The 26235-nt window shown below is 68.2% G+C and carries 24 protein-coding genes and 3 pseudogenes; 12 read left to right on the top strand and 15 right to left on the bottom strand.

Translation table 11 applies throughout. From position 1 onward, the window contains the following. Positions 1–137 precede the first annotated feature (137 nt). Genes AQJ54_RS39665 through AQJ54_RS39655 form a run of 3 tightly spaced genes read left to right on the top strand, consistent with a single transcriptional unit; the run spans position 138 to position 3076 of the window. The gene (locus AQJ54_RS39665) at positions 138–1160 is read left to right on the top strand and encodes an ABC transporter substrate-binding protein (protein ID WP_062246052.1); all 1023 of its coding nucleotides are present in this window, start codon (positions 138–140) and stop codon (positions 1158–1160) included. Between the two features lie 56 nt (positions 1161–1216). Further along, entirely contained in the window at positions 1217–2182 is a 966-nt protein-coding gene (locus AQJ54_RS39660; protein WP_062246050.1) for a FecCD family ABC transporter permease, read from the top strand. 3 nt (positions 2183–2185) lie between these two features. Next, the gene (locus AQJ54_RS39655; protein WP_079070237.1) at positions 2186–3076 is read left to right on the top strand and encodes an ABC transporter ATP-binding protein; all 891 of its coding nucleotides are present in this window, start codon (positions 2186–2188) and stop codon (positions 3074–3076) included. A gap of 240 nt (positions 3077–3316) precedes the next feature. Here the strand turns inward: AQJ54_RS39655 and AQJ54_RS39650 are convergent. Continuing rightward, positions 3317–4529 (bottom strand): annotated as a pseudogene (locus AQJ54_RS39650) (RNA-guided endonuclease InsQ/TnpB family protein). Positions 4530–4771: 242 nt separating this feature from the next. Further along, positions 4772–5644: a helix-turn-helix transcriptional regulator gene (locus tag AQJ54_RS39645; RefSeq protein ID WP_062246048.1), complete on the bottom strand. Its 873-nt coding sequence runs from the start codon at positions 5642–5644 to the stop codon at positions 4772–4774. Between the two features lie 180 nt (positions 5645–5824). Here AQJ54_RS39645 and AQJ54_RS39640 point away from each other — a divergent pair, with 180 nt between their 5' ends. Further along, positions 5825–6586, top strand: a complete 762-nt coding sequence (locus AQJ54_RS39640; RefSeq protein ID WP_062246046.1) for an SDR family oxidoreductase — start codon at positions 5825–5827, stop codon at positions 6584–6586. Positions 6587–6931: 345 nt separating this feature from the next. On the opposite strand, the gene AQJ54_RS47110 is transcribed toward AQJ54_RS39640, so the two are convergent. Further along, on the bottom strand, positions 6932–7318 hold the full coding sequence (locus tag AQJ54_RS47110) for a site-specific integrase (RefSeq protein WP_248845540.1): 387 nt from the start codon (positions 7316–7318) through the stop codon (positions 6932–6934). A 458-nt stretch (positions 7319–7776) separates the two neighbouring features. Beyond that, positions 7777–8409: a TetR/AcrR family transcriptional regulator gene (locus AQJ54_RS39630; protein ID WP_062246044.1), complete on the bottom strand. Its 633-nt coding sequence runs from the start codon at positions 8407–8409 to the stop codon at positions 7777–7779. Between the two features lie 69 nt (positions 8410–8478). Between AQJ54_RS39630 and AQJ54_RS39625 the strand changes: the two genes are divergently transcribed. Then, positions 8479–9504 carry an NAD-dependent epimerase/dehydratase family protein gene (locus AQJ54_RS39625; RefSeq protein WP_062246041.1) on the top strand — a complete coding sequence of 342 codons (1026 nt, stop codon included), beginning with the start codon at positions 8479–8481 and terminating at the stop codon, positions 9502–9504. Between the two features lie 73 nt (positions 9505–9577). On the opposite strand, the gene AQJ54_RS39620 is transcribed toward AQJ54_RS39625, so the two are convergent. The 3 genes from AQJ54_RS39620 to AQJ54_RS47520 are packed head-to-tail and all read right to left on the bottom strand — an operon-like array spanning position 9578 to position 11401. Next, positions 9578–9988, bottom strand: coding sequence for a zinc ribbon domain-containing protein (locus AQJ54_RS39620; protein WP_428843820.1), 411 nt, complete (start codon positions 9986–9988; stop codon positions 9578–9580). 47 nt (positions 9989–10035) lie between these two features. Further along, positions 10036–10794: an SDR family NAD(P)-dependent oxidoreductase gene (locus AQJ54_RS39615; RefSeq protein ID WP_062246037.1), complete on the bottom strand. Its 759-nt coding sequence runs from the start codon at positions 10792–10794 to the stop codon at positions 10036–10038. A 31-nt stretch (positions 10795–10825) separates the two neighbouring features. Further along, complete coding sequence (locus AQJ54_RS47520) at positions 10826–11401, bottom strand: darcynin family protein (protein WP_282959647.1); 576 nt, start codon at positions 11399–11401, stop codon at positions 10826–10828. Here AQJ54_RS47520 and AQJ54_RS39605 point away from each other — a divergent pair. After that, positions 11315–12223, top strand: coding sequence for a LysR family transcriptional regulator (locus tag AQJ54_RS39605; protein WP_062246033.1), 909 nt, complete (start codon positions 11315–11317; stop codon positions 12221–12223). The two genes, AQJ54_RS47520 and AQJ54_RS39605, sit on opposite strands and share 87 nt — an antisense overlap. Before the next feature lie 519 nt (positions 12224–12742). On the opposite strand, the gene AQJ54_RS39600 is transcribed toward AQJ54_RS39605, so the two are convergent. Continuing rightward, positions 12743–13705 (bottom strand): GlxA family transcriptional regulator, encoded by a 963-nt coding sequence (locus AQJ54_RS39600; protein ID WP_062246031.1) that lies wholly within the window; start codon positions 13703–13705, stop codon positions 12743–12745. Between the two features lie 72 nt (positions 13706–13777). On the opposite strand from AQJ54_RS39600, the gene AQJ54_RS39595 reads away from it, so the two are divergent. From AQJ54_RS39595 to AQJ54_RS39585, 3 genes are all read left to right on the top strand, one after another. Beyond that, complete coding sequence (locus tag AQJ54_RS39595) at positions 13778–14497, top strand: HD domain-containing protein (protein ID WP_079070236.1); 720 nt, start codon at positions 13778–13780, stop codon at positions 14495–14497. 61 nt (positions 14498–14558) lie between these two features. After that, a complete protein-coding gene (locus AQJ54_RS39590) occupies positions 14559–14984 on the top strand; it encodes a RidA family protein (RefSeq protein WP_062246029.1) in 426 nt (141 codons plus the stop codon). A gap of 164 nt (positions 14985–15148) precedes the next feature. Then, positions 15149–16495, top strand: coding sequence for an MFS transporter (locus AQJ54_RS39585; protein WP_248845539.1), 1347 nt, complete (start codon positions 15149–15151; stop codon positions 16493–16495). A gap of 167 nt (positions 16496–16662) precedes the next feature. Here the strand turns inward: AQJ54_RS39585 and AQJ54_RS39580 are convergent, their stop codons facing one another. Further along, on the bottom strand, positions 16663–17409 hold the full coding sequence (locus AQJ54_RS39580; RefSeq protein WP_062246027.1) for an IS5 family transposase: 747 nt from the start codon (positions 17407–17409) through the stop codon (positions 16663–16665). A 225-nt stretch (positions 17410–17634) separates the two neighbouring features. Between AQJ54_RS39580 and AQJ54_RS44390 the strand changes: the two genes are divergently transcribed. Next, positions 17635–18213 carry a GNAT family N-acetyltransferase gene (locus AQJ54_RS44390; protein ID WP_211278639.1) on the top strand — a complete coding sequence of 193 codons (579 nt, stop codon included), beginning with the start codon at positions 17635–17637 and terminating at the stop codon, positions 18211–18213. A gap of 40 nt (positions 18214–18253) precedes the next feature. Here AQJ54_RS44390 and AQJ54_RS44385 read toward each other — a convergent pair. Beyond that, a pseudogene (locus AQJ54_RS44385) lies at positions 18254–18459 on the bottom strand (IS5/IS1182 family transposase); the annotation flags it as partial. 330 nt (positions 18460–18789) lie between these two features. On the opposite strand from AQJ54_RS44385, the gene AQJ54_RS39575 reads away from it, so the two are divergent. After that, positions 18790–19185, top strand: coding sequence for a DUF6924 domain-containing protein (locus AQJ54_RS39575; protein ID WP_062246025.1), 396 nt, complete (start codon positions 18790–18792; stop codon positions 19183–19185). Between the two features lie 173 nt (positions 19186–19358). On the opposite strand, the gene AQJ54_RS39570 is transcribed toward AQJ54_RS39575, so the two are convergent. Together AQJ54_RS39570 and AQJ54_RS39565 are read right to left on the bottom strand one after the other, a co-directional pair. After that, complete coding sequence (locus AQJ54_RS39570; protein WP_062246023.1) at positions 19359–19751, bottom strand: transposase family protein; 393 nt, start codon at positions 19749–19751, stop codon at positions 19359–19361. Positions 19752–20268: 517 nt separating this feature from the next. Beyond that, a complete protein-coding gene (locus AQJ54_RS39565; RefSeq protein ID WP_062246134.1) occupies positions 20269–21303 on the bottom strand; it encodes an NADP-dependent oxidoreductase in 1035 nt (344 codons plus the stop codon). 69 nt (positions 21304–21372) lie between these two features. Between AQJ54_RS39565 and AQJ54_RS39560 the strand changes: the two genes are divergently transcribed. After that, on the top strand, positions 21373–22434 hold the full coding sequence (locus AQJ54_RS39560; RefSeq protein ID WP_248845537.1) for a GlxA family transcriptional regulator: 1062 nt from the start codon (positions 21373–21375) through the stop codon (positions 22432–22434). A gap of 152 nt (positions 22435–22586) precedes the next feature. Here AQJ54_RS39560 and AQJ54_RS39555 read toward each other — a convergent pair whose 3' ends face one another. From AQJ54_RS39555 to AQJ54_RS47885, 3 genes and pseudogenes are all read right to left on the bottom strand, one after another. Then, a complete protein-coding gene (locus AQJ54_RS39555; RefSeq protein ID WP_062246019.1) occupies positions 22587–24791 on the bottom strand; it encodes an SMI1/KNR4 family protein in 2205 nt (734 codons plus the stop codon). Between the two features lie 290 nt (positions 24792–25081). Next, positions 25082–25273: a hypothetical protein gene (locus AQJ54_RS47890; RefSeq protein ID WP_428843819.1), complete on the bottom strand. Its 192-nt coding sequence runs from the start codon at positions 25271–25273 to the stop codon at positions 25082–25084. A 313-nt stretch (positions 25274–25586) separates the two neighbouring features. Then, a pseudogene (locus AQJ54_RS47885) lies at positions 25587–26234 on the bottom strand (helix-turn-helix domain-containing protein); the annotation flags it as partial. Position 26235: the final 1 nt, after the last annotated feature.

Below are 26235 nucleotides of genomic sequence, written 5' to 3'. Positions count from 1 at the left end.
GGGCTCCCGGTGAAAGAGAGCACCAACCCCGGCTCCGGATCTCGTAGGAACTCGTGGGAACTCGCAGCCACCGCGCCCCGACTACTGCATCAGACGCTCTCAGAACGTCAACGCACCTCGCACGCACAGGAGTCAGCATGTCCATCAACCGGCCGGTCGCCACCGTCCTGGCCGCATCTTTCTGCCTGCTCACAGCGGCGTGTGGCTCGTCGTCCCACGACACGGCCAAGACCCCGGCCTCGCAGGCCGGCTATCCGGTGAGGCTGGACAACTGCGGCCGGACAGAGACGTTCACGAAGGCGCCCAGCCGGGTCGTCGTCATGAACGGTGCCTCCGTAGCCGAAGTCTCCACGCTCCTCGCCCTCGGTCTGGGGGACCGGATCGTCGCCAACGAGCAGACTTACGGCGCCTCCGATGTCGCAGGCCGGGCCGCCGCCATCAAGAAGCTGCCCACCGGTGGCGTCAAGCTCAACGAGGCCTACGACATCCCGCGCGAGGCGATGTTCGGCCTGCGTCCCGACCTCGTCCTGTCCACCACCACGTACGGCTTCGACCAGAAGAACGGCTTCGCTACCCGCGAGCAGCTGAACCAGGTAGGAGCCAACAGCTACGTCTCCCCGCAGGGCTGCGACGACGACCCTTCAAAAATGACCATCGCCGACAGCTACCGGCTGCTGCGCGACATGGGAAGGATCTTCAACGTCAGTGACCGGGCCGAGAAGCTGATCGCCGAGTCGGAGAAGAACATCGCGGCAGTCTCCGACAAGGTCAAGGGCGAGATGAAACCGAAGGTCATGGTGCTCTTCTCCAGCATGTCGATGGGCAGCAACGACTTCAGCTCCGTCTTCGCCAGGGGCATCGTCAACGACATCCTCGCCAAGGCCGGCGCCGCCAACGCCTTCGAAAGCGCCGCCACGACCACCTTCGCCGACCTGAGCAAGGAGAAGGTGGCCGCCACCGACGTCGACGCCCTCGTCGTCATCGCCTACAACGACCCAAATCCGGCGGCCTATGCCAAGACACTGCTGAAGGAGTTCCCCCAGTGGCCGGCGGCCAAGAACAACGCGTACGTGACGGTGTCCGACTCGATGTACCTCGGCCCCAGCAACGACCTGGCCGTCCAGAAGATCGCCAAGAAGCTCCACCCGAACGCCTTCTGAGCCGGATCCGAGGCCCGCTGGCCTTCACGCTCCTGCTCCTCACGCTGCTCGCCGCCATGATCGTGTCGATCAGCGTCGGCGCGGTGAACGTCCGCCTCACTGACGTGTGGGGAATCGTCCTGCACCACGTCACCGGAGCAGGCTCGGCACCCTCCGACCCCGCGCTGGATCAGATCGTCTGGAACTTCCGCGCTCCGCGGGTGGTCCTTGCCGCCTTGGTCGGCGCTGGGCTCGCCGTGGCCGGCGCGGTGCTCCAGACGTTGGTCTCCAACCCGCTCGCCGACCCCGTCGTGCTCGGTTTCTCCTACGGAGCGACACTCGGCGCGGTCCTCGTCATCACCTTGGGCGAAGGCGCGGCCCTCGCAGGGCTGGGCGTATCGGCGGCGGCCTTCATCGGTGCTGTAGCGGCCGGCGCGCTCGTCTTCGCCTTGGGGCAGCAGCGGGGCCGGCTGGCGCCGACCCGGCTGGTGCTGGCGGGCGTGGCCGTCGGTTACGTCTTCCTCTCGGCGACCAGTTTCGTACAACTCCAGGCGACACCGAACGAGTTGCGAACGGTCATGTTCTGGATGCTGGGGAGCGTCGCGGGAGCTCAGTGGGACCAACTCCCCGCGGTCACCGTGGTGGTGCTGTCCACCACTGTGCTCCTCACTCTCTTCGGCCGACGTCTCAACACCCTGCTGGCCGGCGACGAGTCCGCCACCGCGCTCGGCGTCGACGTCAACCGCCTGCGCGCCGTCCTGCTGATCCTCAGCGCGCTGCTGACCGGCACGGTCGTGGCCGTCGCGGGCGGCATCGGCTTCGTCGGCCTGATGATCCCGCACCTGGTACGCCTGACCCTCGGCGCCGACCACCGCAGACTCCTGCCCCTGACCGCCTTGCTGGGAGCCGTCTACATGGTCCTCGTCGACCTGCTCTCCCGCACCCTCACCCGTCCCAACGAACTACCACTGGGCATCATCACCGCCTTTCTAGGCGCCCCCTTCTTCCTCTGGCTGCTGCGCCACACCAAGGGCCTGGACTGACCAATGAAACTCACAGTGGACCAACTCCACATCACCCTGGACCGCACCCCGATCCTCCACAACGTGAGCCTCGAAGCCCGCGAGGGCGACATCGTCGGTCTCGTCGGCCCCAACGGCAGCGGCAAAAGCACCCTGTTGCGCGCCGTCTACCGCTCGCTGCGCCCAGCGGAGGGTGCCGTCCGGATCGGTGACGACGACGTCTGGGCGCTGTCCCCCCGAGCCGCCGCACGCCGTACCGGCACCGTCCTCCAAGACGCGGGCGGCAACACCACGGGCCTGACTGTCACCGAAATCGTCGCCCTCGGCCGCGCACCCCACCACGGCCTGCTGAGTCGCGACCGCGCCGAAGACCACCAGGCCGTGACGGACGCCGTCGACCGCTGCGGCGTCCGGCCCTTCGCAGACCGCGACTACGCCTCCCTGTCCGGTGGCGAACGCCAACGCGTTCTGCTGGCCCGCGCGTTGGCCCAGAACCCCCGGCTGCTGGTCCTGGACGAACTCACCAACCACCTCGACATCCGCGCCCGCTTCGAACTGCTGGACCTCATCCGGGCCACCGGCATCACCACCCTCGCCGTCCTGCACGACCTCGACCTGGCAGCCCGCCTTTGCGACCACGTGGTCGTCCTGCACGAAGGGGCCGTGGTCGCGGCGGGACCGGTCCTCGATGTGCTGACCCCGAAGATCCTCGCCGACGTCTTCGGCGTCCGCGCCCGCACCGAACGACACGGCGATGGCATCATCCGCGTCCTGTACGAGGCCCAGCCGCTCGCGGACGAAGAAGCCCTGGAGGACGACAGCCGATCCGAGGGCACGCGCCCTCGTCCGGCCCCGGAGCCCGCGCGGGAACCACCCGTGGGCGCCGCCTCGACCTCAGCCAACGAGAAAGGCTGATGTCCCTGCGGGTTCAGATCCTCATCTATGTCGGGGTCGAGGAGCAGGATGCCATTGGGCCGCGTGGCCTGTTCGGGCGGCACTGAGATTTCCCCGCGATGCGGGGAGGGCGGTACTCCTTCCAGCTTCCCGACCTGCCCGGTGGCCTGCGCCCGCTGGGCGACCCGGACGTCACCGACGAGGAATGACGGGGTGCTGGCCGGCACCGCCGGAGGGAAGGACCTTGACTTCCTCCCCCGCCTAGAGGCGGGGGATTCCAGCGGTCACCCGCTGGGATTCCTGCTTCACCGACGACCGCCCTGTGCGGGAGGACTCCCGTTGAGGTCTTACACCGTCTCCACAGGCTGCTGCCGCCAGCCCGGCGGCCAGAATGTTGCGCGCCGCGTTCACATCGCGGTCATGCACGACGCCGCAGTGCTTGCATGTCCACGCACGGACGTTGAGCGGCATCTTCGCCGCGACCGTGCCGCAGCTTCCGCACAGCTTCGAGCTGGGGAAGAAGCGGTCGATCACGACGAGTTCGCGCCCGTACCAGGCGCACTTGTACTCCAGCATGGAGCGCAGGTCCGTCCACGCCGCATCGGAAATGGCGCGCGCCAGGCGCCCGTTCTTCAGCAGGTTACGGACGGTCAGGTCCTCGATCACGACCACTTGGTTCTCGTGGACGATGCGCGAGGTCAGTTTGTGCAGGAAGTCGCGGCGCCGGTCGGCGATCCGCGCATGGACCTTGGCGACCTTGCGCCGGGCCTTGGCCCGGTTCACGGAGCCCTTCGCCTTGCGGGACAGCTCCCGCTGCGCCCTGGCGAGGCGGGCGCGGTCGTGGCGTTCGTGCCGGGAGTTGGCGATCTTCTCCCCGGTGGACAGGGTCACCAGGGAGGTGATCCCGGCGTCCAGGCCGACCGCCGCATGCGTGGCGGGGGCGGGGCTGATGGTGTCCTCCACGAGCATCGACACGAACCAGCGGCCGGCCGCGTCGCGGGACACGGTCACCGTGGTCGGCTCTGCGCCCTCGGGCAGGGGGCGCGACCAGCGGATGTCCAAAGGCTCCGCCATCTTGGCCAAAATCAGCTTCCCTTCCCGCCAGGTGAAGGCGGAGCGGGTGTACTTGGCCGACGCGCGGGACTTCTTGCGGCTCTTGTAGCGCGGATACTTCGCGCGCTTGGCGAAGAAGTTGGCGAACGCGGTCTGAAGATGCCTCAGCGCCTGCTGCAGCGGAACCGAGGACACCTCGGTCAGGAAGGCCAGTTGTTCGGTCTTCTTCCACTGGGTGAGCGCGGCGGAGGACTGCACGTAGGAGATCCGGCGCTGCTCGCCGTACCAGGCCCGGCTGCGCTCCTCCCAACGCCTTGTTGTACACCAGGCGGACACAGCCGAACGTGCGCGACAACTCAGCCGCCTGCTCGCCCGTGGGATAGAAGCGGTACTTGAACGCCCGCTTGACCTGCTCCGCCATACCTCCCAATCTATCAACTCCCATGTGAGCGGCGGGTGTTCGGCCGGTGAGCGATGGACGCCGGTCCGCCCTGGCGGCAAACCGACGTCTCCTGCCCTGCTCCGCAGGAGCTTCGTTTCCTCCCCGGCCTGAAGGCCGGGGTATCCACGAAGGAAGGCCCCGATGAAGGTACGTCCGGCGGTGGGAACCGATGCGGCATCGTGCGGGCGTTCTGATTGCGAAGCCGGGGCGGCGCGTGCTCGTCAGGGTGTCTTTGGGCGTGGGTCATCCGCCGGTCGGTCGTGTGCTGTGCCGGCGGACTCGGTGTGTGAGAGGGCGGCGAGGAGCCGCAGTTTCTCGTCACTGTCGCTGTCTTTGTCGGGGTAGTAGACGACGAGGATGACGTCGTCGATGGGGAGTTTGTCGCGGTGGAGGCGTAGCTCACCGACGACGGGGTGGTGGACTGTGGTCGTGCCTCCGTCGAAACTGCGAACGTCATGGCGGGCCCACAGAGTGCGGAACCGCTGACTGGACAGTGCGAGTTCTCCGACGAGTTCGACGAACCGGGGGTTGTCGGTGTCGTCCCCGATGGTGCTGCGAAGGGCGGCGATGAAAGCGGCGGTGGCTTTCGCCCAGTCCTGGTGGAAGGTCTGTTCCTCGGGATCGAGGAGGAGGGAACGAAGCCGGTTCTGGCCGGGCTGCAGGCGGGGGGAAAGCGCGACCGCCATGGGGTTGGAGGCCAGGACATCGAACGCGCGCCCTTCGACGAATGCGGGGATCTGAAGGTGAGCGAGCAACTCATGCATGCGCGCCGGTACGTGCTCGGGCCGATTGCGCCGCGGCGCCCTGGGGTGCGCCGCCGCGAGGCCGAGCAGATACGTCCGCTCGATGTCGTCGAGCTGCAGGACCCGCGCAAGTGACTCGAGAACCTGCGGTGAGGGGTTCTTGTCACGACCCCGTTCCAGGCGAAGGTAGTAGTCGGGACTGATTCCGGCGAGCAGGGCGACTTCCTCGCGGCGCAGGCCGGGCACGCGGCGGTTGCCCCCGGGCGGAAGTCCTGCTTGCGCCGGGGAGACCAGTTCGCGTCGGGCACGGAGGTAGCTGCCGAGCCGGTTGCCGGATTCCTCATCCTTCATAACGACACCGTAATGCGGTGCACGCGTCCCAGAGGGGGCCCTGGCAGGACCAGGGAAGACGGGGGCCCTGCCACACCCGGCGAATGCCGTCAAGACTGCGATAGCACCTGTTCCGAACAGGGAGCATCACTTTCTGCGCCGCCTGAATGCCGGCGGCGCCCTGGACTAAGGGAAGTTCTCGTGGATCTGTCCAACCGCACCGTTCTCATCGTCGGCGGAACCTCGGGTATCGGGCGAGAGCTGGCCCGCCGGTTCGCCGCAGCGGGCAGCACCGTGGCCGTAGGCGGGCGCAGCTCGGGGGCACTCTCGGAACTCGCCGAGGAAGGTTTCGGTACGCTCAGCATCGACGTCACCGACAGTGCTTCCGTAGCATCTGCCCGTGACGCCGTGCTCGCCCGGTACCCCGAGCTGGACACCGTGGTGACGATGTCTGGCGTCATGCTCCCAGAGGACCTGCGCGACCCCGCGCACTTCGAGGCGGCAGAGACGACGATCGACACCAATCTACTCGGCACCATCCGGGTCATCGACGCCTTCACCCCCCACCTCGTCCGGCGGGGTACCGGCACCTTCATCACCGTCACCTCCGGAATCGCCTTCCTGCCGTTCCCGCTCATGCCCACCTACGCCGCCTCGAAGGCCGCAGTGCACGCCTACTCCGAGGCACTGCGCGCGCAGCTCGACGGCACCGGTGTCGGCGTCGTTGAGCTTGTCCCCCCGGCCGTCGCCACGGCAGGGCAGGAAAACGTGAACCCCCACGCGTTGCCCCTCGGCGACTTCGCCACCGAGGTCATGGACCTGCTCTCGGAGGACACCACCCCCCGCGAGATCCTCGTGAAGGGCGTCCTGATGCACCGCTGGGCCGAGCGCGACGGCACGTACGACGACCTCGTCACACAGCGATCCCAGGCCCTGACCATGCTCCCGGGCCGCCAAGGCTGACACCCTTCCATTCCCAAGCGACGGCTTCATCGCTTATCGCCCTAACCGAGCCACCCGAAGGGCTGCTCCGCCCGGGCGGGCCATCCTGCCGGGCGGCGACGGCTCAGCGGTGGGCGTCTCCAGGGGCGAGCAGCCTGTGAGTTCGGCGATCGCCTCTGGGGTGGGTTTGAGAGCAGCGGCGGACGTTCTCCGGCTTCTGTGCCGGAACTTCGCCATCAGCATCAGCAGCGAGGCGCCTGCTCGCCGAGGCCAGTCAGCGCGGAATGGCGGTACCCGTGAGGTCCCAGCCTGTTCCAAAGCCGCGCAGAGGGTGTGCGTGCTCGTCCAGCAGCGCGCGGGCTTGACCTACGGCAGGCGCGCGAGGCCGGTGTCCGGGCAGACAGTGCGGGGGCTTACAAGCTTCGGGCCTGGACGACAGTGGGTGCCGAAAACCGGCCCCCGAGAACGGCCGCTCAGTAGCCGGGCCAGGAGCTGGGCGGTGTCGGCATCCCCGGTGACGATCTCCAGCACGAAGTCCTCGTGGGCCTGGCTCCGGGCGCCCTTGGCCTGCATGGGACAGCGGCGCGCGGCGAGGTCCAGGCCTTCGATGTTCACACCGAGGATCTCCTCAGATCGGGCGGCGGTCTGGTAGAGCATCCGCGACAAGGTCTTCTCCCGCAGGTGGACCTCGCGCCGGGCGATGGGCCTGTCCAGGGCCATCTCCGAGCGCGCCCGGGTCTCGGAGTCAGGCACCGCCGCCCGGCGGGCGTTCCAGGTGTTGACTGCCGCGGTGACCCGCAGCAGGTCCAGGGCTTCGCCGATCTCGTCGTCCGCTGCCGACGCGGGCGGCCCTCAGATCCTCTCGGCCGTCTCGCCGACACCGTCGCGTAGCTGCGAACTGCGTTCGGGTTGCGGAACGAGTCGAGGACGGCGTCAGCCGCCGCACGGATGGTCAACGCGTCCCCGCTGACAGTTGCACGATGGCGGGCACCGCCTGCCCCTCCGCAGACAGCAGGGCCGCCTCACGTACAGCCTCCAGAGCATCACCGCAGGTCACGAACCAAACGCCCGCAGATAACTGGGCGTCATCCGTGGGGCGGCTTCAGCCAGGTCCGGCAACCGATGAACCGTCATCCGCACACCAGGGCCGCCGGAGGCTCGGCGCCGGTTCTCGTTCCGATTTTCCTCCATCCCCCGGACTGTGCTTCGCCCTACGGAAAGCTCTTCCGCGGGGGGCCAGACACGTCAAGAAGCGCGAGCATCGTGTTCAACAGGTCGCTGTTCAGCGGATCCGGGTTGCTGCTGTCGATTGCGCCCTCCAATGCGAGGGTCGTGTACCCGTGAACGAGAGACCAGACCGCATAGCTCGGCACCAGCGCGGGGTCGGTGTCGTGAGCCGGTGGTTCGGCGTCCTCGCCGCGCAGGCTGCGATCCAGAATTAGGAGAGCGCGGTGCTTCTCCTCGGCCAGTTCGGATGCGGTGAAGTCGAACTGCGTCATCCGCCACATCAGGTCGAACAGGGCGCGGTTCTCGCCCGCGAAGGCGACGTACTCCGCAGCAATGCACGTGACGCGCTCTCGCGCATCGAGTCCAGCAAGTTCCAGTGATTCGAGCCGATCGCAGAGTTGCCGGTACGCGCGGGTCGCGAGCGCAGCGAGGAGCCCGCGCGCGTCACCGAAGTGATGCTTGGGAGCAGACTGCGACACTCCCGCTCGTCGCGCGGCTTCGCGCATGCTGAAGCCTGCGACGCCTTTCTCGGTCAGCACGACGAGAGCGCTGTCGAGCAGCGCGGCGCGCAGGTTGCCGTGATGGTACTGATCCCCGGTGAGTGAGTCCTTGCCCATCCCATCATCTTGACAGTGAGCAGATGATTCGTAAACTGCTCACTGTCAAGATGATGGAGTGGAGTAGACATGACAGACACGGTCCTGGTCACAGGCATCTCGGGGTTCATCGGTGGTCACATCTCAGCCGAGCTGCTGCGGCGCGGATACGCCGTACGCGGCTCCGTGCGGTCGCGCGCTCGAACCGACGACGTACATGCAGCGATGGCGGCATCAGGCGTCGACACGGCAAGGCTCGAGATCTGCCAGCTCGACCTGCTGTCCGATCAAGGGTGGGCGGAAGCACTCGACGGATGCCGATACGTACTGCACGTGGCTTCCCCGTTCGGGCTAGCGAAGCCGAAAGACCCTGACGAGCTGATCCGTCCTGCCGTCGAGGGTGCAACCCGCGCGGTCGGGGCGGCGCTGGATGCAGGCGTGGAACGCATCGTCATGACCTCATCATTGGCAACGATCCAGTTTGCCCGCGCGCCCAAAGAGCACCTCTACACCGACGCTGACTGGACGGACCCCGACGGCCCGCGCCTGAACGCGTACACCGTCTCGAAGATCAAGGCCGAGCGGGCCGCGCGCGAACTCGTGCAGCAACGTGGGGTCCCGGACCGGCTGGCACTCATCAACCCCGGTGCGGTGATCGGGCCACTCCTGACGAACGATCCCGGGACTTCAGTCGCCGCGATCCAGCAGATCATGTCGGGCGCACTCCCGATGGTCCCCGACCTTAGGCTTCCCTGGGTCGATGTGCGGGACATCGCCGACGCCCACATCGCCGCGATGACCTCCGCGAGTGCCGCCGGTCGGCGCACGATCGTCGCCACCGACCCGATGTCGCTTATCGAGGTCGCCCGCGTCATCCGCGAACGCCTTCCCGAAGCAAGCCAGAAGGTGCCCGCACGGGCGATGCCGACCTGGTTCACCTGGCTCGCCAGCGTCTTCGAACCCCAACTGCGCGACAACCGATGGCTGATCGGCCAGAAGCAGCGCTTCGAGCGCACCACCGCGGAGACCCTCCTCGGACACCCGTTGCGATCGATCCCAGACGCGATCGAGCAGACCGGGCGCAGCCTGGCCGAACACCAGCTCATTTCAACGTGACCCAACCCTGAAGGACCGGGCTTGGAGGTAGCGCCCAACTGGCTGCTGGGTTGGCTCCTCCGTCCAGATACCTCTATCGGGTGGCAGGGACGCGTGACTCACGCCCCGCGTTCCGCACGCTCTCGCCACGGGTGGCGATGTTGTAGAAAGCATTCCGGTCGGCGTGGGCAAGGACCCCGCACCCCCGGCAGATGAAAAGTCCCTGGTCGACACGGTTGTGTTTGTCGACGTGGTCGCATTTGGCGCATGTCTGGGACGCGTACCCGGGATCGACGAAGACCAAGGGCACGCCTGCCCGGTCGGCCTTGTGGACGATGAAGTCTGCGAGCTGAGCGAAGGACCAGGAGTGCAGCGCGACCCGTTGGGGCTTACGGAGCCGTACCCTCTGCCGGATTCCCTTGCGTTCTTCCACGGAGATCCCGGCCGAGGTGCGCGGCGCGAGCCCTCCTTGAGCGATGACGACGTCTGATCGGTTGCCGGGCAACCGTCTGGGGATAAGTGATCCAGAGGCGAGCGATGGCGTCCGACGGCTCAGAGACTCTGCCCGCCGGAGGCTTCGACCCGCTGGGCGGTGATCCAGCCCGCGCTCGGCGAGGTGAGGGTGCGGACCGCGCCCGCCACGTCGGCGGGCTCTCCCACCCGGCCGAAAGCGTGGTTCGCGGTGATCATCGCGCGGTAGTCGGGGTCGTCGCGGATCATCCCGTGGGCGAAGTCCGTCGCGGTGGCGCCGGGCGCAATCGCGTTGACCGTAATGGCACGGGGGCCGAGCGCCGTGGCGGCGTACTTCGTGTAGACCTCGATGGCGCCCTTCATCGAGGCGTACACCGAGTAGACGGGGTTGGCCACGTACCGGGTCAGTCCCGTGGAGGTGAACAGCACTCGACCTCCGTCCGCGATCAACGGTGCGAGCAGCTCGGTCAGCAGGATCGGACCTTTCACGTGCACCATATAGAGCTCGTCCATGGTGGTCGGATCGGTCTGCCCGAACGGGGTGTGCCCGTCGAAGCCGGCGTTGTTGACCAGCACGTCGAACCGGTCTCGGTGCCACTGCCGACCGAGCATGTCACACAGCTCGTCGGCGAACGCGGCGAAGCTGTCGGGTTTCTGGACGTCGAGGTGCAGGGCGGCGGCGGAGCAGCCCCGCTCGGTCAGCTGCGCGACTACGGCCTGAGCCTCGTCGGGGTGTGAGCGATAGGTGAGGATCACGTGCACGTCGTCCTCGGCCAGCGCGAGTGCGGCCGCGCGGCCCAGGCCCCGGTTTCCGCCGGTGATCAGTGCGATGCGGGTCATCGAGAGTCTCCTTGTCTGCGCGGACGCTCAGTCACGCGCCGAGCGTGGCGATGGCGTCCTGGCCGTAGTTGATGGCGTATGCGTTCTCCACGCCCACCAGCACGTCCACCACCTCGAAGTAGTCATCCCAGAAGCGGGTTTCTCGCAACGCCTCGATGACCTGCTGGAACGAGTTGTGGTCGGGTGCTTCCCAGACCCAGATGTCGCTCACCCGGGCGGAGTAGAACTCCGTGTCGTAGAACCGCGAACGGACAGCCACGCCCTTGGCCTCGATGGCCGGCCGGATCTCGGTCCGCAGGACCTCGAACCGCTGCCGGGGTGTGAGGTCCAGCCAGCTGCGGGTGGTCCGCACCAGGATGAAAGCGGTCAGGGAAGCCTCGAACGTGTGCGGCGGCATAGCTGCTGTTTCCTTACGTCGATGTCGCCCCGTTGGAGTGGGCGGGACGACATCGACGCTAGGGGCCCTGGAAGCTATCGCGCCACGCAACTTTGACAAACGTTCGTTGCGTATGATGCAAATATGGAGCAGCTCGATCTGAACCTGCTGCGGATCTTCGACGCGCTCGTCGAGGAGGGCAGCGTCACAGCGGCCGCGGAACGCCTGCACCTGTCCATCCCCGCGACCAGCCGCGCGCTCGGCCGGCTGCGGCGGGCCTGCGGGGACCCGGTGCTGGTGCGAGCAGGGCGGGGGATGCTGCCGACCCCCTACGCGATGCGCGCGGCGCCGAGGGTGCGCTCCCTGCTGGATGAGGCGTCCGAGCTGCTGCGAGCCGACCGGGAGATCCGGCCGGCCGAGCTGCGGCGCACGTTCACCATCCGGATCAACGACGGGGTGGCCGCCACTCTGGCTCCGGCCCTCGTCGCCGCAGTGGCCGTCGAGGCGCCCGGGGTGGTGCTGCGGTTCGTCGCCGAGCTCACCGAGAGCGTTGAGGCGCTGCGGGACGGCTCGGTCGACCTGGACGTCGGGGTCGGCTCTTTCACCACGCCGGACATCTGCACGGCGGCGCTGTACCAGGATCGGATGGTGGCGGCCGCGTGCGCCGGCAGCCCGCTGGACGGACCGGGCCCGCTGACCCTAGCCCGGCTCTGCGCGCCGCACCACGTCTCCGCCTCCCGTCGCGGGCAGGCTCACGGCCCGCTGGACGACGTACTGTCCGCCGCGGGGCTGCACCGGCACGTAGCCGCAGTGGTGCCCACCTACGCGGCCGCGCTGCTGCTCGTGTCGTCGAGCCCGTACGTCGGACTCGTGCCGAGGCAGCTCGCCGAGCAGTACGGGCCGCCGCTGGGTCTGCGCTGGTTCGACGTCCCGGCCCAACTGCCCGAGCTGCATGTGCGCGCCGCCTGGCACCCACGACTCGACAATGACCCGGAACACCGCTGGCTCCGCGACACTCTGCAGGACACAGCCCGCGCCTCGCTGCCGCGATGATCCGCCGGACAGGTGCCAGGCGCCACCGACACCTGGTACGGCAGCCGTCAAGGACAGGTTGACAGCCTTGGGCCAACGGAACAGCCAGGATCGGTGCTCCTGCTCGGCCCGCGCGTCCTCCCGTAACCGGCCACCCGAGCCTGCTCCCACGGATGCCCGGACGGACCTGTCCGACGACGGCGAACCGTCGCGCTTGGCCGCGACACCCAGCTGCGCAGCGTCGCCGGATGCACACCGAGCTCCTTGGCCGGTTTCCCCTCGTAGTGAAACGTGACCGGCGGGATGGCTGAGGTCGTGGGATCCAGGAAGCGCATCTACACATGCGGAGTTCCGCGAGGGGGGCGGTACGGATCGTGAAGCAGACCGGGACGCCGATCCCAGAATCGCCGCACGCGCGTGGCATCACCGCTCAGCGTCTGCTTCGCCATAAGCACGCCGGGCTGGTGCGTTCGCAGGCATGCGTCACCGCACGCCGCAAGCCGCCGTTACGCCAACGTGCCCCTGTGCCCTGAGCGGCCGTCATGTGCGGCCGGACGGAACACGGCGGCTGAAGGCCCGCCGGTACGCGGTCGGCGTGGTGTTGAGTGTGCGCCGGAAGTGCAGCCGCAGGTTGGCGGCCGAGCCCAGGCCCGAGTCGCGGGCGACCACGTCGACGGAGTGGTCCGTGGCCTCCAGCAGTTCGCGTGCCAGCCCCATCCGGGCGCTCATCAGCCACTGCAGGGGCGTGGTGCCCGTCTCCTCGGCGAACCGGCGCATGAAGGAGCGTTCGGACATACCAGCACGCCGGGACAACTGGGCGACGGTGAGCGGCTCCCCCAGGCGTTCCAGCGCCCAGGCCCGGGTGTCGGCCAGTGCCGTGTCGCCGGCGTTCGCGACCGGCGCGGGTACGTACTGGGTCTGGCCTCCCTCTCGGTGGGGAGCGGCGACGATGCCCCGGGCGATCTGGTTGGCCACCGTGGCCCCCAGGTCACGCCGGACGAGGTGCAGGCACAGGTCGATGCCGCAGCACACCCCGGCCGAGGTCAGGATGTCGCCCTCGTCGACGTAGAGGACGTCACGGTCGACGTGCACGGCGGGGTGTTCGCGTTCAAGTTCGTCGATGTACTGCCAGTGCGTGGTGGCGTGCAGCCCGTCGAGCAGGCCGGCCTCGGCCAGCACGAAGGCGCCGGTACAGATGGACACCACACGCCGGCCCCGGTCGTGGGCCGTGACCAGCGCGTCGAGCACCGCCTGCGGGAACGGCCGAGGCAGTGCCCCTGGGGCGAATCCCGGCACGATCAGGGTGTTGGCGGTGTCCAGGGTTTCCAGTCCGCTCGTGACGGCCATCGCGAAGCCGCTGTCGGTGAGGACGGGACTGTCGGGTCCACAGACGGAGATCTCGTAAGGGGTCTCCGCGCGCGGGGCGAAGATCTGCAGGGGGATGGCCAGGTCGAGGGGAGCCATCCCCGCCAGCGCCAGCACGGCCACTCGGTGAACGGACATGGCAGCATTCTAACGAAGATAGGCACTTCTGCCACTCGCGACAGTGGTGGCGGTGCGACGACGCTTGGGGCCATGACCGGAACTTCTCCATCGCCGGCGCCCGCGCCGACCCCCGACGAGAGGGGTGACCCGAACACCGAGGACATCACGTCCCTGCCCGACACTCCGCTTGCCCGCGCCGCTCTGAGCCTCGCGATAGGTGCCGAATCGGTGCCCATCGCCAACCACAGCATCCGCAGCTACCTGTTCGCCCGGCTGGTGGCCCGCGGCCTCGGGATGGTCGCCGGCCGTGATCACGACGAACGGCTGCTCTTCCTCGCCTGCGTGCTCCATGACCTCGGGCTGGCGCCGGAGGGTGAACACACCCAGCGGTTCGAGGTGGTGGGCGCGGACCGGGCGGCGGAGTTCCTCACCGCACAGGGGCTGCCCGCCGCCGAGGTGGATGCCGTGTGGGAGGCCATCGCCCTGCACACCACGTCACAGATCGCAGAACGCCGCGGCGCGCTGAGCCTGCTCCTGCGGGAGGGGATCTGCGTGGACTTCGGCGGCGTGATCGGCCCCGGAATCGTCCCAGACGCCGTGACCGACGAGGAAGCCCGCGCCATCCACGAGGTGTACCCCCGGCTGTCGATGGTCAGCTCGATCGTGGAGGCGATGGCGACCCAGGCGGCCAGGCACCCCGCGAACGGGCCGCGCTACTCCGTCGCCGGAGAACTGCTCCGCGAGCGGGGCGACCCGCCTCGACGGACCCGCATGGAAGAGGCCGCGCTCTCCTCCCGATGGGGCAGCTGACCCGAACCCGACCGCCGCGGACGGAACCCCCGCGGCCCACCCACAACGTAAGGACCATGCAGTGAGCACGTACACCGTCACCATCCCGGAGGACTCCGAGGTCTTCGGAGCGACGACCGGAGGATTCGCGCGTTTCGAGTACTCGGCCGCGGTCCGCGCCCGCGGCCTGCTCTTCATCGCGGGCCAGGTCGGATACCGGCCCGACGGGAGCCTGCCGGAGACCATCGAGGAACAGACCGAGTGGGTGCTGCGCCGCACCGAGGAGGTTCTGCGGATCGAGGGGCTGACCTTCTCCGACCTCGTCGAGGTCGTCAGCTACCACCCGGATATGCAGGAGCACCTGGCGGGCTTCCTGGAGACGAAGAAGCGCTTCATCAAGGAGCCGTATCCCGCCTGGTCGATGATCGGAGTCAGCGGCCTGGCCCGGCCCGAGTTCCTCCTGGAGGTGCGAGCAGTCGCCGCCTACCCGGACAGTGCCGCACAGTAACCGCACGTATCGGGCGGACCGCACCACTCACCCCTTCCGTGACCCGTCGGCAGCCGTTTCGGGAACCGGCTGCCGACGGGAGCGCCGAGGCACGCCGCCGGCCTCGCGGGCACACCGTCACCACGAGCCGCCGGTGAACCCGCTTCTTCCCCATCGAGGTGTTTGTGACCACTGCGCATTCCTCCGCCGACAGCTCGTCACGACCCGGTGAGAGCGCTGTTCTCCACCGGCGTCCCGGCCTCGGCGGGCTGGTCCTGCTGAGCTCCGTCGTCGTTTCACTGCTGGCCGCCTCCAGCGCGCCCACACCCTTGTACGCGACGTACGCGACCGCCTGGCACTTCTCGCCCCTCACCACAACCGTCGTCTTCGGTGTCTACGCGATCGCCGTGCTCGTGTCCCTGCTCGTGTTCGGGCGAGTCTCCGATCACGTGGGCCGACGGCCAGTGCTGCTGGCCACGCTCGCCCTGCAGATCGCTGCGATGGCCGTCCTCGCCACCGCGCACGGCGTGGACGCCCTGCTGCTCGGGCGGGTGATCCAGGGCGTGTCCACCGGGGCGGCCGTCGGCACGCTGGGCGCGGCGATGATGGACATCGACCGGCACCGCGGCGCCGTCACCAACGCCGCCGCACCGGGCATCGGCACCGGCGCCGGCGCCCTGCTGTCCGGGTGGCTGGTCCAGTACGCGCCGATGCCCACGCACCTGGTGTACCTCGTGCTCACCGGTGTCTTCGTCCTCCAGGGCACGGCCGTGCTCCGGATGCCGGAAACCGTCCGCCGTATGCCGGGTGCACGCGCCGCCCTGGTGCCCAGGATGGCCGTACCGTCCGGCCTGAGGGGCACCGTACTGGCGGCGGTGCCGATCCTGTTCGCCACATGGGCGCTCGCCGGTTTCTACGGCTCGCTCGGCCCCGCACTCGCCCGGCAAGTGTCCCACTCCGACTCGACGGTGGTGGCCGGGCTCGGGCTCTTCCTGCTGACAGTGGCCGGAGCGCTGTCGGCCGCCGTCCTCGGCCGCACCCCACCGCACAAGGTGATGATGCTGGGCGTCGCCTTGCTGGTGACGGCCACACTGGCCGTGCCGGCGGCGGTCGAAAGGAATTCGGCACCGGGATTCTTCAGCAGCACGATCATTGCCGGCCTGGGCTTCGGCGCCGGATTCCAGGGCGGCCTGCGCACCGTTGCCTCCCGCGCGGCGCCGACCGAACGGGCCGGCGTACTGTCCGTCCTCTACATCGTGAGTTACCTCGGCATGGGAGTGCCCTCGGTCATCGCCGGAGTACTGGTCGTCCACGACGGGGGGCTCGTCCACACCGCCCGTCTCTACATGTGGTCCGTCCTCCTGCTTTGCGTCGTAGCCCTGGTCGGACTGCTGTTGACCAACCGCTCGCATGGCGTCGACAGGACGGCCGACGCAGGACCGCCCGCGCCCACAGCTGAAGGCTCGGAGCCCAACCGTCGCCCTCGCGCCCCAGCAGACACCGCCGCACGATCGACCACGGAGAATCGATGAAGGACTTCCTCAGCCGGATGAACGAGGCCACGTGACCTCGATCTGACGCACCTCTACGTCCCACGCCACCGGCCAGCGACGTCGAGCACCTCGCGGACCTCAAGGAGGGCCAAGTGGCGTTCGCCGCGAGTGTGCGCATCGCGACTTAGAGAGCATCTGATCAGTGTTCACATGGATGTGCGCGGGATGTCCGTTTCGATTCGCCAGGTTGGTGTGGATTCTCCGGTCAATTCGCGGGACATTTTGTTAGCCATGGCCCAGTGGATCATCGTCCCCTTGGCCCGGGGCCGCTGCACCACCTCAACGTCGATGCCCAGGCCGGCGCCGTGGTTGAAGATGCTGTTCTGGTAACCGCCGTCGGCCCAGACCTTGGACACGCTGGGATGTGCCGTGGCCAGGTCGTCGAGGAGGAGCTTGCCGCCGGTGGTGTCGTGCACGTTCGCGGCGGTGACCAGGACGGCCAGCACCAGACCGAGCGTGTCCGTGATCAGGTGCCTCTTTCGGCCTTTGATCTTCTTTCCGGCGTCGATGCCCTGGCTGGTCTCGGCGACGTTTGCCGAGGTCTTCACGCTCTGTGCGTTCACCACGGCCGCGGTCGGCTCCGCACGACGGCCATGGAATCGGCGGGTCTTGTCGCGTAACAGGTCGTGGACCTGCTGGGTCGTGCCGTCGGCTTCCCACTTCGCGTAGTAGTCGTAAACGGTCTTGTACGGCGGGAAGTCGTGCGGCAGGTACTCCCAGGGGATGCCGGTGCGGTTGACGTAGAGGATCGCGTTGACGATCTCTCGCAAATCGTGCACCCGGGCCACCGTTCCGGGTCCGGTCCGTCTCGCCCGCCAAGCGGTGAAGACCGGTTCGATCAAGGCCCAGCGGGCGTCGGACACGTCACTGCGGTACGAACGACGAGCACTCACGCCCCATCCAACGACCGCCAACAGCACCAGTCACAAAACCAGCCCAGAACACCAACTACCTAGATCAGATGCCCTTTTAGACGAGGTGGTCGCGATCACGCGCATAACTGGGCAGATGCACGATGGTGAGCCAGTCGTGCACCGCCGCGTACTCACGTGATCGACTGCAGCGATGAACATTCAGGATGCCCCTGGCGCACGGTGTTCGACGGCTGCTTGGCCGCGATGCCGTCATACGATGACACGGTGATCACTTTCCCTTTGGCCGTTGCCCACGATGTGCTGATGCGTCCTCTGGAGGAAGGGGACTTCAGCAGGCTTTGCAGGGCCTACCTGCGAAATCGCGATCATCTGCGCCCATGGGATCTTCGCAGGAGTGAGGACTTCTTCACCGAGCAAGGTCAGGCCGACCGTGTGCGTGGTCAGCTGAAGGAGCGAGAGGCAGGGCGCCTGGTCCCGTGGGTACTGGCCCTCGGGAACGAGGTGGTCGGAGCGGTGACGCTGTCTAACGTTTCCCTTGGGTCTTTTCGCAATGCGAATCTCGGATATTGGATTGATGCAGAGTGGGTAGGACGTGGCCTGGCGACCGAGGCTGTCCGGGCGGCCTGCCAGGCGGCTGACGGTCAGCTTGATCTGCACAGAATTGAGGCATGTGCAATGATCACCAATCTGGCCTCGCAACGGGTGCTTGCGAAGTGCGGTTTCGGTGTGATCGGTACAGCGCCCAAGTACCTGCATATCGACGGTGAATGGCGTGATCATGTGCTGTTCCAGAAGATCCTCAATGGTCGCACTCCCGGGTAGCCGCCCTTGCGCGTTTGTGACTCGGCGGGGCGGTCACTGACCGGTGGTGGGGGCGTGTGTCCCAGCGGTGGGTGCTCCAGGCCCGGCGGATCAGGCTGTGCACGGTGATGTTCGTATCAGCGAGGTCGAATAATGCGTTGATGACGGTGGCGCGCGGCTCGTAGCAGCGGGCAGCCGGTGGAAGGCGTTCTGCCAGGCGTGAGCGCGTTCGACGTGCCAGCGCTGACTGGCCTGGATAGGCGCCTTTGCGCGCGGTGCGGCCGTAAGGAGGGTTATAACCCACGATTGGAACGTAGCAGCAACAGCACGTAGAGCTACATCCTTGAGCCTTTCGTGCAGATCTTGCGGCCGTCAAAACCATCGCCGCTGGAAAACTGTTGACCGCATGGTGGCGCACCCTACGGTCAAGTTCCATCACGAGTCGCTGAGTTCATCACGGGCGACGCCGTTGACCAGCGAGGAGCATTGGAGCCGATGAGCACACCACAGCTGCCGACTAGGCCGGACGCGCCGGTGATACGCACCGATTTCTCCGACCAGGCGGCCTGGGAATGAGTGAAGGCCGGGATCAATTGGGTGACACCGGACGGGTTTGAGGCCAACGTGACATATGTCGACGACCCGGCGTTCGCCGACTTGACAGTCACCGAGCTGCTTGAGTCCGGGCCGGACCGCGCCACGCACTCACTGCTGCTGGTCATCGACGAGACCACGACTCACTCCCCCGAGCACCCGATCCTGGTCGTGGACCTCGGCTCGGAGCCTGACCCAGCCAACGACTGGCCAGGCAAGCGCGCAGGCCGGTCGTTCCGAGCCCTCCCGCATACCATTCAAGAGATCGAAAACAACCTCTCGATCGCCAACATGGATTGGGGGGAGTTCGCCGACGGCGTCGACGACGACGGAGTACGCCGGGAACACATGCTCTACGGCCGCGTCGAGGATCTGATCGTCGATCAGGCAGTCGAATAGCCCCCAAGACCGACAACAACCAACTGACCACGAACCGATACGTATCACGCCAGGGGCGCCCTGGGTCTTTTCGTTCGCCGGGGCGCCTCCAGCAATGTTCATCCGATGGCCACCGATCTTGTGACCGTCGTCGGGCAACGGCGGGGCGCGAGCCGTGTCAGACAGCGACATGCTCAATCCACCGCCTCAGGTGGGCTACACGGTCGGCCAGGACAGGTGCAGGTCGCGGGCGGCTGAACGACGGTGGAGCCGGCGTCCCTCACCCGGCGTGCGGCCCAGGTCCGCAGCCGCGTGATGATCGGGGCGCGGGCCGGTATCTGCGGGATCTGCTCGGTGAACGAGCGGCGCGGGCAATCGGGCTTCCCGCAGAACCAGCGGTGCTTGTGCCAGCGGAACTCCGGATCCCTCTCGCCGTACGGAAGGTCGCGGAGCCGGGTCGTTGCTGAGCCTTTGACCCGGGTGGCGAACACCCCGCAGGCCGGGCATGTCCGGGCGGTCTCGTCCGAGTCGTAGCCGACGTCCAGGTACCTGGTGACGTCGTCGGGCAGCGGACCCAGGTCGTCCATGATCGTCGGATCCGCCGTCAGGTTTGCACTCCCGCTACGCCATGTTCGGGCTCGTGCGGAACGGGCGGCCGGCGCGATGCTCTGTCGGCGCGAAGCCGCCGCCCACCGACAGGTACGGGCGAGGACGGCGGCGGGGATCTCGGTGGCGAGCTGGAAGAGCACACTGCTGCGGGCCTGATGGGGGCCGGATGCCGTACAAAGCCTGGGCGTTGCGTGACCCGTGCAGTGCCGTGTGCGGCGCGGCCCTGCCGGTCAGGACCGTAACTCGATCCGGGCCGTGCCTTCGGTCCAGGCTTCCTGCAGTTCGGAGATGTCGGCCGGGCGGTCCGCCGCTGATAGGACGGACCCGTCCGAGAGCAGTGCCTCCCAACTCCCAGACGTCGTTGTCGCGGAGATGGGCAAGGGGGCGCTGGCGCTCAGGGTCGGGCTGGGACCGCTCGGCGGACTGACCAGTGGCCTGACGAACACGGTGTCGTCAGTGACGACCGACGTGCGCCTTCCGCAGCTCGGGACGCCTTCAAGCCATTTCGCGCACGGTGATGACCAGCTTGCCCGTAGTGCGGCCCGTCTCCCCCAGGACGTGGGCCCGTGCGCCTTCGGCGAGGGGGAAGGTGCCGGAGACGTGAGCTCGGAGCTTTCCCCGGTCGACGAGATCGGCGATGGCGCGCATACCGGCCTGGTCGTGCTCGACGGCCAGGTGGACGGCGCGGACCTGCGCCTTCTCGGCCACAGCCTGGGTTTCTTCAGCGCCCGGCAGCAGGGTGACGAGGACGCCGCCGGGGCGGAGCACGCTTACGGAACGGGGGGCGTTCTCCCCGCCGAGAGCGTCGAGGACGACGTCGTAGCGCTTGTCGGTGTCGGTGAAATCCTCGGAGCGGTGGTCGATGCAGGCATCAGCGCCGAGCTCGCGCAGGAAGTCGTGCTTGGGGGCGCTCGCTGTCCCGGTGACGTGTGCGCCGCGCTGCTTGGCAATCTGTACAGCGAGATGGCCGACACCACCGGCCGCGGCGTGGATCAGCACCCGTTGCCCGGTCCGGAGACCCGCAGTATCGACGAGGGCCTGCCATGCGGTGAGCGCGGCCAGCGGCAGAGCGGCCGCCTGGACGTGGTCAATCCTGGCAGGCTTGGCGACAAAGGCTCGGGTAGGGCCCGTCACGTATTCGGCATGGGAGCCAGCTCCGTATGGGTAGGGCAGCATGCCGAACACCTCATCACCGGGCTTGAAGAGGGTGACGCCATGGCCGGCCTCCACCACGGTGCCGGAGACGTCCCATCCGAGCGTTCGCGGCGGGGGCGGCAGGAAGCCGCTCTGGGCGCGGTGCATGAAGTCCGTGGGGTTGAATCCGGCCGCGTGCACAGCGACCAAGATCTCCCCAAGGCCGGGCTCGGGCCGCGGAAGCTCGGTCAGCTGCAGAACCTCAGGTCCGCCGAGGGCCGTCTGATGCAGGGCATGCATCGCGGGGGCGCCGTCCCGGGCAGCAGAACTCCGGGAGTTCGTGCCAGCCACCGATTCCGGAGGATTGAGGTTCTCTGAGGTGTCCGTCGAAGTCATACCTCGACCCTGCCGTACGGTCCGGCCCGGGACGATGGCGAGGAAGTCATCTTCCGATACGATCCTGCCATGCCTGCCCCTGCCCATGTCGCCCGACGCCTTCCCGACGCTCGCGGCACGTCCGCCGTGCCCTCCCGGGCCCGGGAGGGCACCGACCGCGCGGCCGACCCTGACGCGCGGCCTGGCGCCCACAAGGTTGTGGTCCTTGCCCTCGACGGCGTCTATCCCTTCGAACTCGGCATTCCGCACCGGGTCCTGGGTTCCGCCGACGGCCGTTACGAAGTGTTGTCCGCGAGCGTGGACGGGCAGCCTGTGCGTACCAGTTCAGACCTGACTGTCACCCCCGGGCACGGCCCCGAGGTGCTGGCCGAGGCGGACACCGTGGTCATCCCTCCGTACACGATCTCCCGAGCCTCGGCTGCCGCCCCGGATCCGCAGGCCCTAGCCGCCCTGTCCCGCGTCCGCCCCGGCACCCGTCTTGTGTCCATCTGCACCGGTGCCTTCCTGCTGGCCGCCGCCGGCCTCCTGGACGGGCGCAAGGCAACCACCCACTGGGCGCTCACCGATTGTTTCCGGGAGCTGTTCCCCCGGGTCGAACTCGACGCCGGCGTGCTCTTCGTCGACCACGGTGACGTGCTGACCTCCTCGGGCGCGGCGAGCGGTATCGACATCTGTCTGCACCTGGTGCGCCGGGACCACGGCAGCGAGGTGGCCAACCAGGTCGCCCGCCTTTGCGTCGTGCCGCCGTACCGGGACGGCGGGCAGGCGCAGTACATCGAGCGGCCACTGCCGGATGCGAGCGAAGCCGGCACAGGGCCCACCCGCGACTGGGCTCTGCAGCGGCTGGAACTTCCTCTGTCGCTGGACGAACTGGCCGCGCACGCGGCGATGAGCACCCGTACCTTCGCCCGACGCTTCCATGAGGAGACCGGTCTCAGCCCCGGCCGCTGGCTGATCCAGCAACGGCTGCGGCGGGCGCGGCACCTGCTGGAGTCCAGCGACCTGCCGGTGGAACAAGTCGCCCACGAGGTCGGCTTCGCCACCGCCACCTCGCTGCGGCGGCACCTGGCGAGGGAGGCAGGGGTCGCCCCGTCGGCGTACCGGCGCACCTTCCGCGCCTCTCGTCGCTGAGACGCAGAGCCATGAGATGGGTCATGGCGAAGTGGACCTGCCTTCGACTCCACCCGGGGCGCCCTCGGAGCGCATGCGCGCACCTGGCCGGTATTGCCCCCGTACCTGCCACCGGTGAGGAAGCGCGCACGGAGACGACAGCGCATCGGTGATCACCAGCGCGTGTTTCCTCCAAGGACCTTTCCGCGGGGGATTCTTACCACCAGTTGTGCCCGGCGCGGGGTGACCACGTCGCGCAAAACCGGGTCCGTCAGCAGAATGACCGGGGCGATGCGGTGCGGGTTGTCGGAGCGCCAGTGCGGCAGGGCGGCCTCGATGACGTTCCACGCTTCTTCGTCCTGGCCCTGCTCGGCAAGTGCACGGGCCAGGTCAAGGGCCTGCTGGAAGGCCGGCGGTTCGGGCAGCTGGGGCGGCACGTGGGCGGCAGCGCGTTCGATCCAGTCGTCGTTGGACTCGCCCGCCGAGAAGCCCAGTTCGGGGACCAGCCTGCCGAGGATCTCCAGCCGCGGCAACCTGCCGTGCGGCCGGTGCTCTTCCACCGTACGGCGCAGATAGAGGGGAAGGGCCTCGGCCCGGACCTGGTCCTCGCCGACGGCTGCGATGACGTGGTCCCGGCCGAGAATGTTGTTGCGTATCTCGTGGTGGGCGAACCGCAGGTCGAGGAACGCGCCGAGGACGGTCTTGAGGTACATGCCGACGCCTGAGCCCTTGACCGCGGCGCGCTCGAAGCTCGCCAGCGCCTGTTCGGCCTCACCCCGCAGCGCCTGCTCGCGGCCCTGGGCGACCAGGTCCTCGGCGCCCTCCGGGTGTACACCCTGGCCCTCGTGGCCCTTGAGCTCCTCGAAGCTGGCGCGCTCCGCCTGGACCAGCTCGGCGAACGACGCATGCCGCTTGCCCAGGCCCGGGTACGAGCTCGCCCAGATGTACGCCGCCCACTCCCCATCCCCGGACACGTCGCCGGGATCGAGCAGCCAGTACTCCTCGCCGTCCTGGGAGATCAGTAACGAGCGTGTGAGGATGGCGCCCTCTTCATCGATGTCGTCGTAAAAGCTGGTCAGGTCCGCGTCCGTCTCGGTGAGCCAGGTGACGGTGTCGGTCGTGCCCATCTCGTACATGAACGAGCTCAGGTGCAGCCAGCCGTCGGAGGCGCCGAGGAACGTGCGGTAGCTGGGCGGAAGCCGGGTGCCGAGTCGCTCCTCCAGCGCCGTGAGCCGCTCTGCGCTGGCGCCCTCGTATCCCAGCCAGCCGGCGGCCCGCTGCTCGTCGCTGATGTTCCACAGCTCGCGGCCCTGGGCTACCCGGATGACGTCGGCACTGTAGTCGAACAGATAGGCGCGCCACTCTTCGACGGTGCGCAAACCAGCACCTTCCGGTGCGGGTGCCAGCGGCGCGCCACGGAAACCGGACGGGCTTTCGCCCGCCCGTTGACGGTAGCCGAAGAAGCCCCTGTACGCGGGGACGGGAGCGGTGTCGAACAGCCGGACCTGGGAGAGCTGAACGTGCTCGGCGCCGGCGTTCGCGGTGATCTCAAGGCGGAAGTGCCGATACGCCATGCCGGTCGAACCGGTCACGGCGAAGCCCCTCGGCTGGTGTCGACGGGTGAAGACCTGACCGGTACGGGAGTCGAGCGCAGTCCACTGCCGGCCGTCGTGCGAACCATGCAGCGTCCAGTGCATCGGGTCGCGGTCCGGGCAGTCGTTCGCCGAGGCCAGCACGTAGTACCGGACGGCAGCTGGCCGCACGAGGCGGAACTCCAGCCACGCGCCGCCCGTCCTCCAGTTGCCCAGCCACTTGGTGTGAGAGCCGTTCAGCAGGTTGTGGGCGATCTCGCCAACCGCCTCGTACTCGTGGTGCGCCCGTATGGTGCCGACCAGGGCGGTGATCTCGCTCGTACGGTCGGGTTCGGCGAAAGCCGCCCTCAGGGTGATCGAACCGGATGCACCCGCCTGGTCGTGCCAGTCCAGGCGTTCCACGTGGGCGTCGCCGTCCTCAAGCAGCAGCCACCAGTCCCCCGCCGCGTGCCAGTCCGAGCCCTGGCTCTCTTGCGTACGGAACCGGTGAGCTGCGGCTTCCTTGACGGCCTCGCACCGTTCCAGCTCGCCGCGGTACTCCGCCGACGCGCCGCCGGCGGCCCGGTAGTGCCCGTAGAAGCCCTCCATCGCTGCCTGGAACCCGACTGCTGCCTCCGCCCCGTCGTGCGTACGCCAGCCGAGCCCATCCAGCGGCGAACGCTCGCTGCGCTCGATACCCACCCGCAGCCACGGGCCGGGCTCCCACGCCGTCGCACCATCCCAACGCCGCTCGGTACGGAAGACGAAAACCCGCTCCACGTCGCACCCCTCGGAATTCGGTCGCACTCTGCTCTCCTCACACCTCCCACAACGGGCGCAGACGCTCTCCCGCATACGGAGGGGTTCTCCGGCACGGAAACCGCCCTCCCACGGTCTTTGGAGGCAGTTGGAGGGGCCGGCCCGCGGGTGGCGAACCTGCCCTACAAGCGAGTCTCGACCGACCAGCAGTCGACCGCCCGGCAGAACCTCGTGCTGGACGCGGCCGGGATCGAGGACCCGGTCGTCTTCGAGGAGGACCTCGGCACCTCCAGCCGCCTCCACCCGCCCCAGCGCCCGAAGTTCCGCGAACTGCTCACTTACGCGCGGCCCGGGGCATCGTGCCCATCTCCGAGATGTTCCGGCTCGTCCGCGGCACCGGCCGCACCTTCACTGTGCTCGACGTCCTCCAGTGCGACCAGGTGGCGCTGCGCATCCATGAGCTGCTGTCCACCGTGCAGTTCATGCTGCAGACCCTCGCCGCTGTCGGCGAGCTCCAGGGCGACCGCCAACGCGAGTTGAGCTACGACGGGCTGCGGGCCGCTGAGGCCAGGGGCAGCAAGGGCGGGCGCCGCCCCGCCGTGGCGGCCGACGAGACCGACACCGTGCGAACCACGTACCTCGAAGGCCGCTCGATCGCCGCCCTTGCCCGCGACCACGGCGTCAGCCGCGGGGCGATCCGCACCGCCGTCACCAGCCTCCTGCCCGACCGCACCGCCAACGAGGCCGACGCCCCCGCCCGAAGGTGCCGGTCACCCTCGACATGCCGGGCAAGACCGCCGAATTTCTCCGCACCACTGACCTGGAGCGTGTCGCGCTCGCCGAAGGGGCGGAGCCCAGCCGCGGACAGCCGTCCCGAACGACGGCCGCTCACCGTCGCTGCGGGGTCACTCCGCGTCGGCCTCAGGTGCGTCCTTTGGTCGGTCTACGGGTGAAACCGGCTGCACCCTCGAAGCAGATGTAGCCTCCGCAGGACACCCGGGCTATTTCACCTCCGCCCAGGTCGCCTCCTTCCAAGAGGTCACGGCCTGATCGTCGCGCTCGGCGACCCGCCGTGCGGGGACCTGCGGGCTGAAGGCGAGCCGGTGCATCAGCCTCGTGACACCCGAGACGCAGTAGGCGACGTGGAACTTCCTGCCTGTCAGGGCAGCCACCCTCGCCACGGTCCACAACTGGTCCTCCACCCAGCCGTGCGCGGCCGGTCCCTCGTCGAGGTACGCGGCCAACTTCTCCAGACAGCGTGGGGACAGACGGCATCGCGATCCGCTCGAGCCACGGGACGCCAGCGCCTGCGCCCCGTGTTCCCACCACAACGGGCGCCACCGGTATGCCGACTGCAGGCTCACCCACAGCCGCCGTGCCACCTCCGTCGGCTTCATCTTCTATTCGAACAACTCGGCCGCCTGCAAACCGCACGGTCTCCCGGCGCTGACGTCCTGCAGGAGTCAGCCCTCCCTCATCCGCATATCTCACA

It is taken from the genome of Streptomyces griseorubiginosus (assembly GCF_001514195.1).
Taxonomy (GTDB): domain Bacteria; phylum Actinomycetota; class Actinomycetes; order Streptomycetales; family Streptomycetaceae; genus Streptomyces; species Streptomyces griseorubiginosus.
The sequence above is the reverse complement of the archived record's forward strand: the minus strand, read 5'-3'. Positions and strand labels throughout refer to the sequence as shown.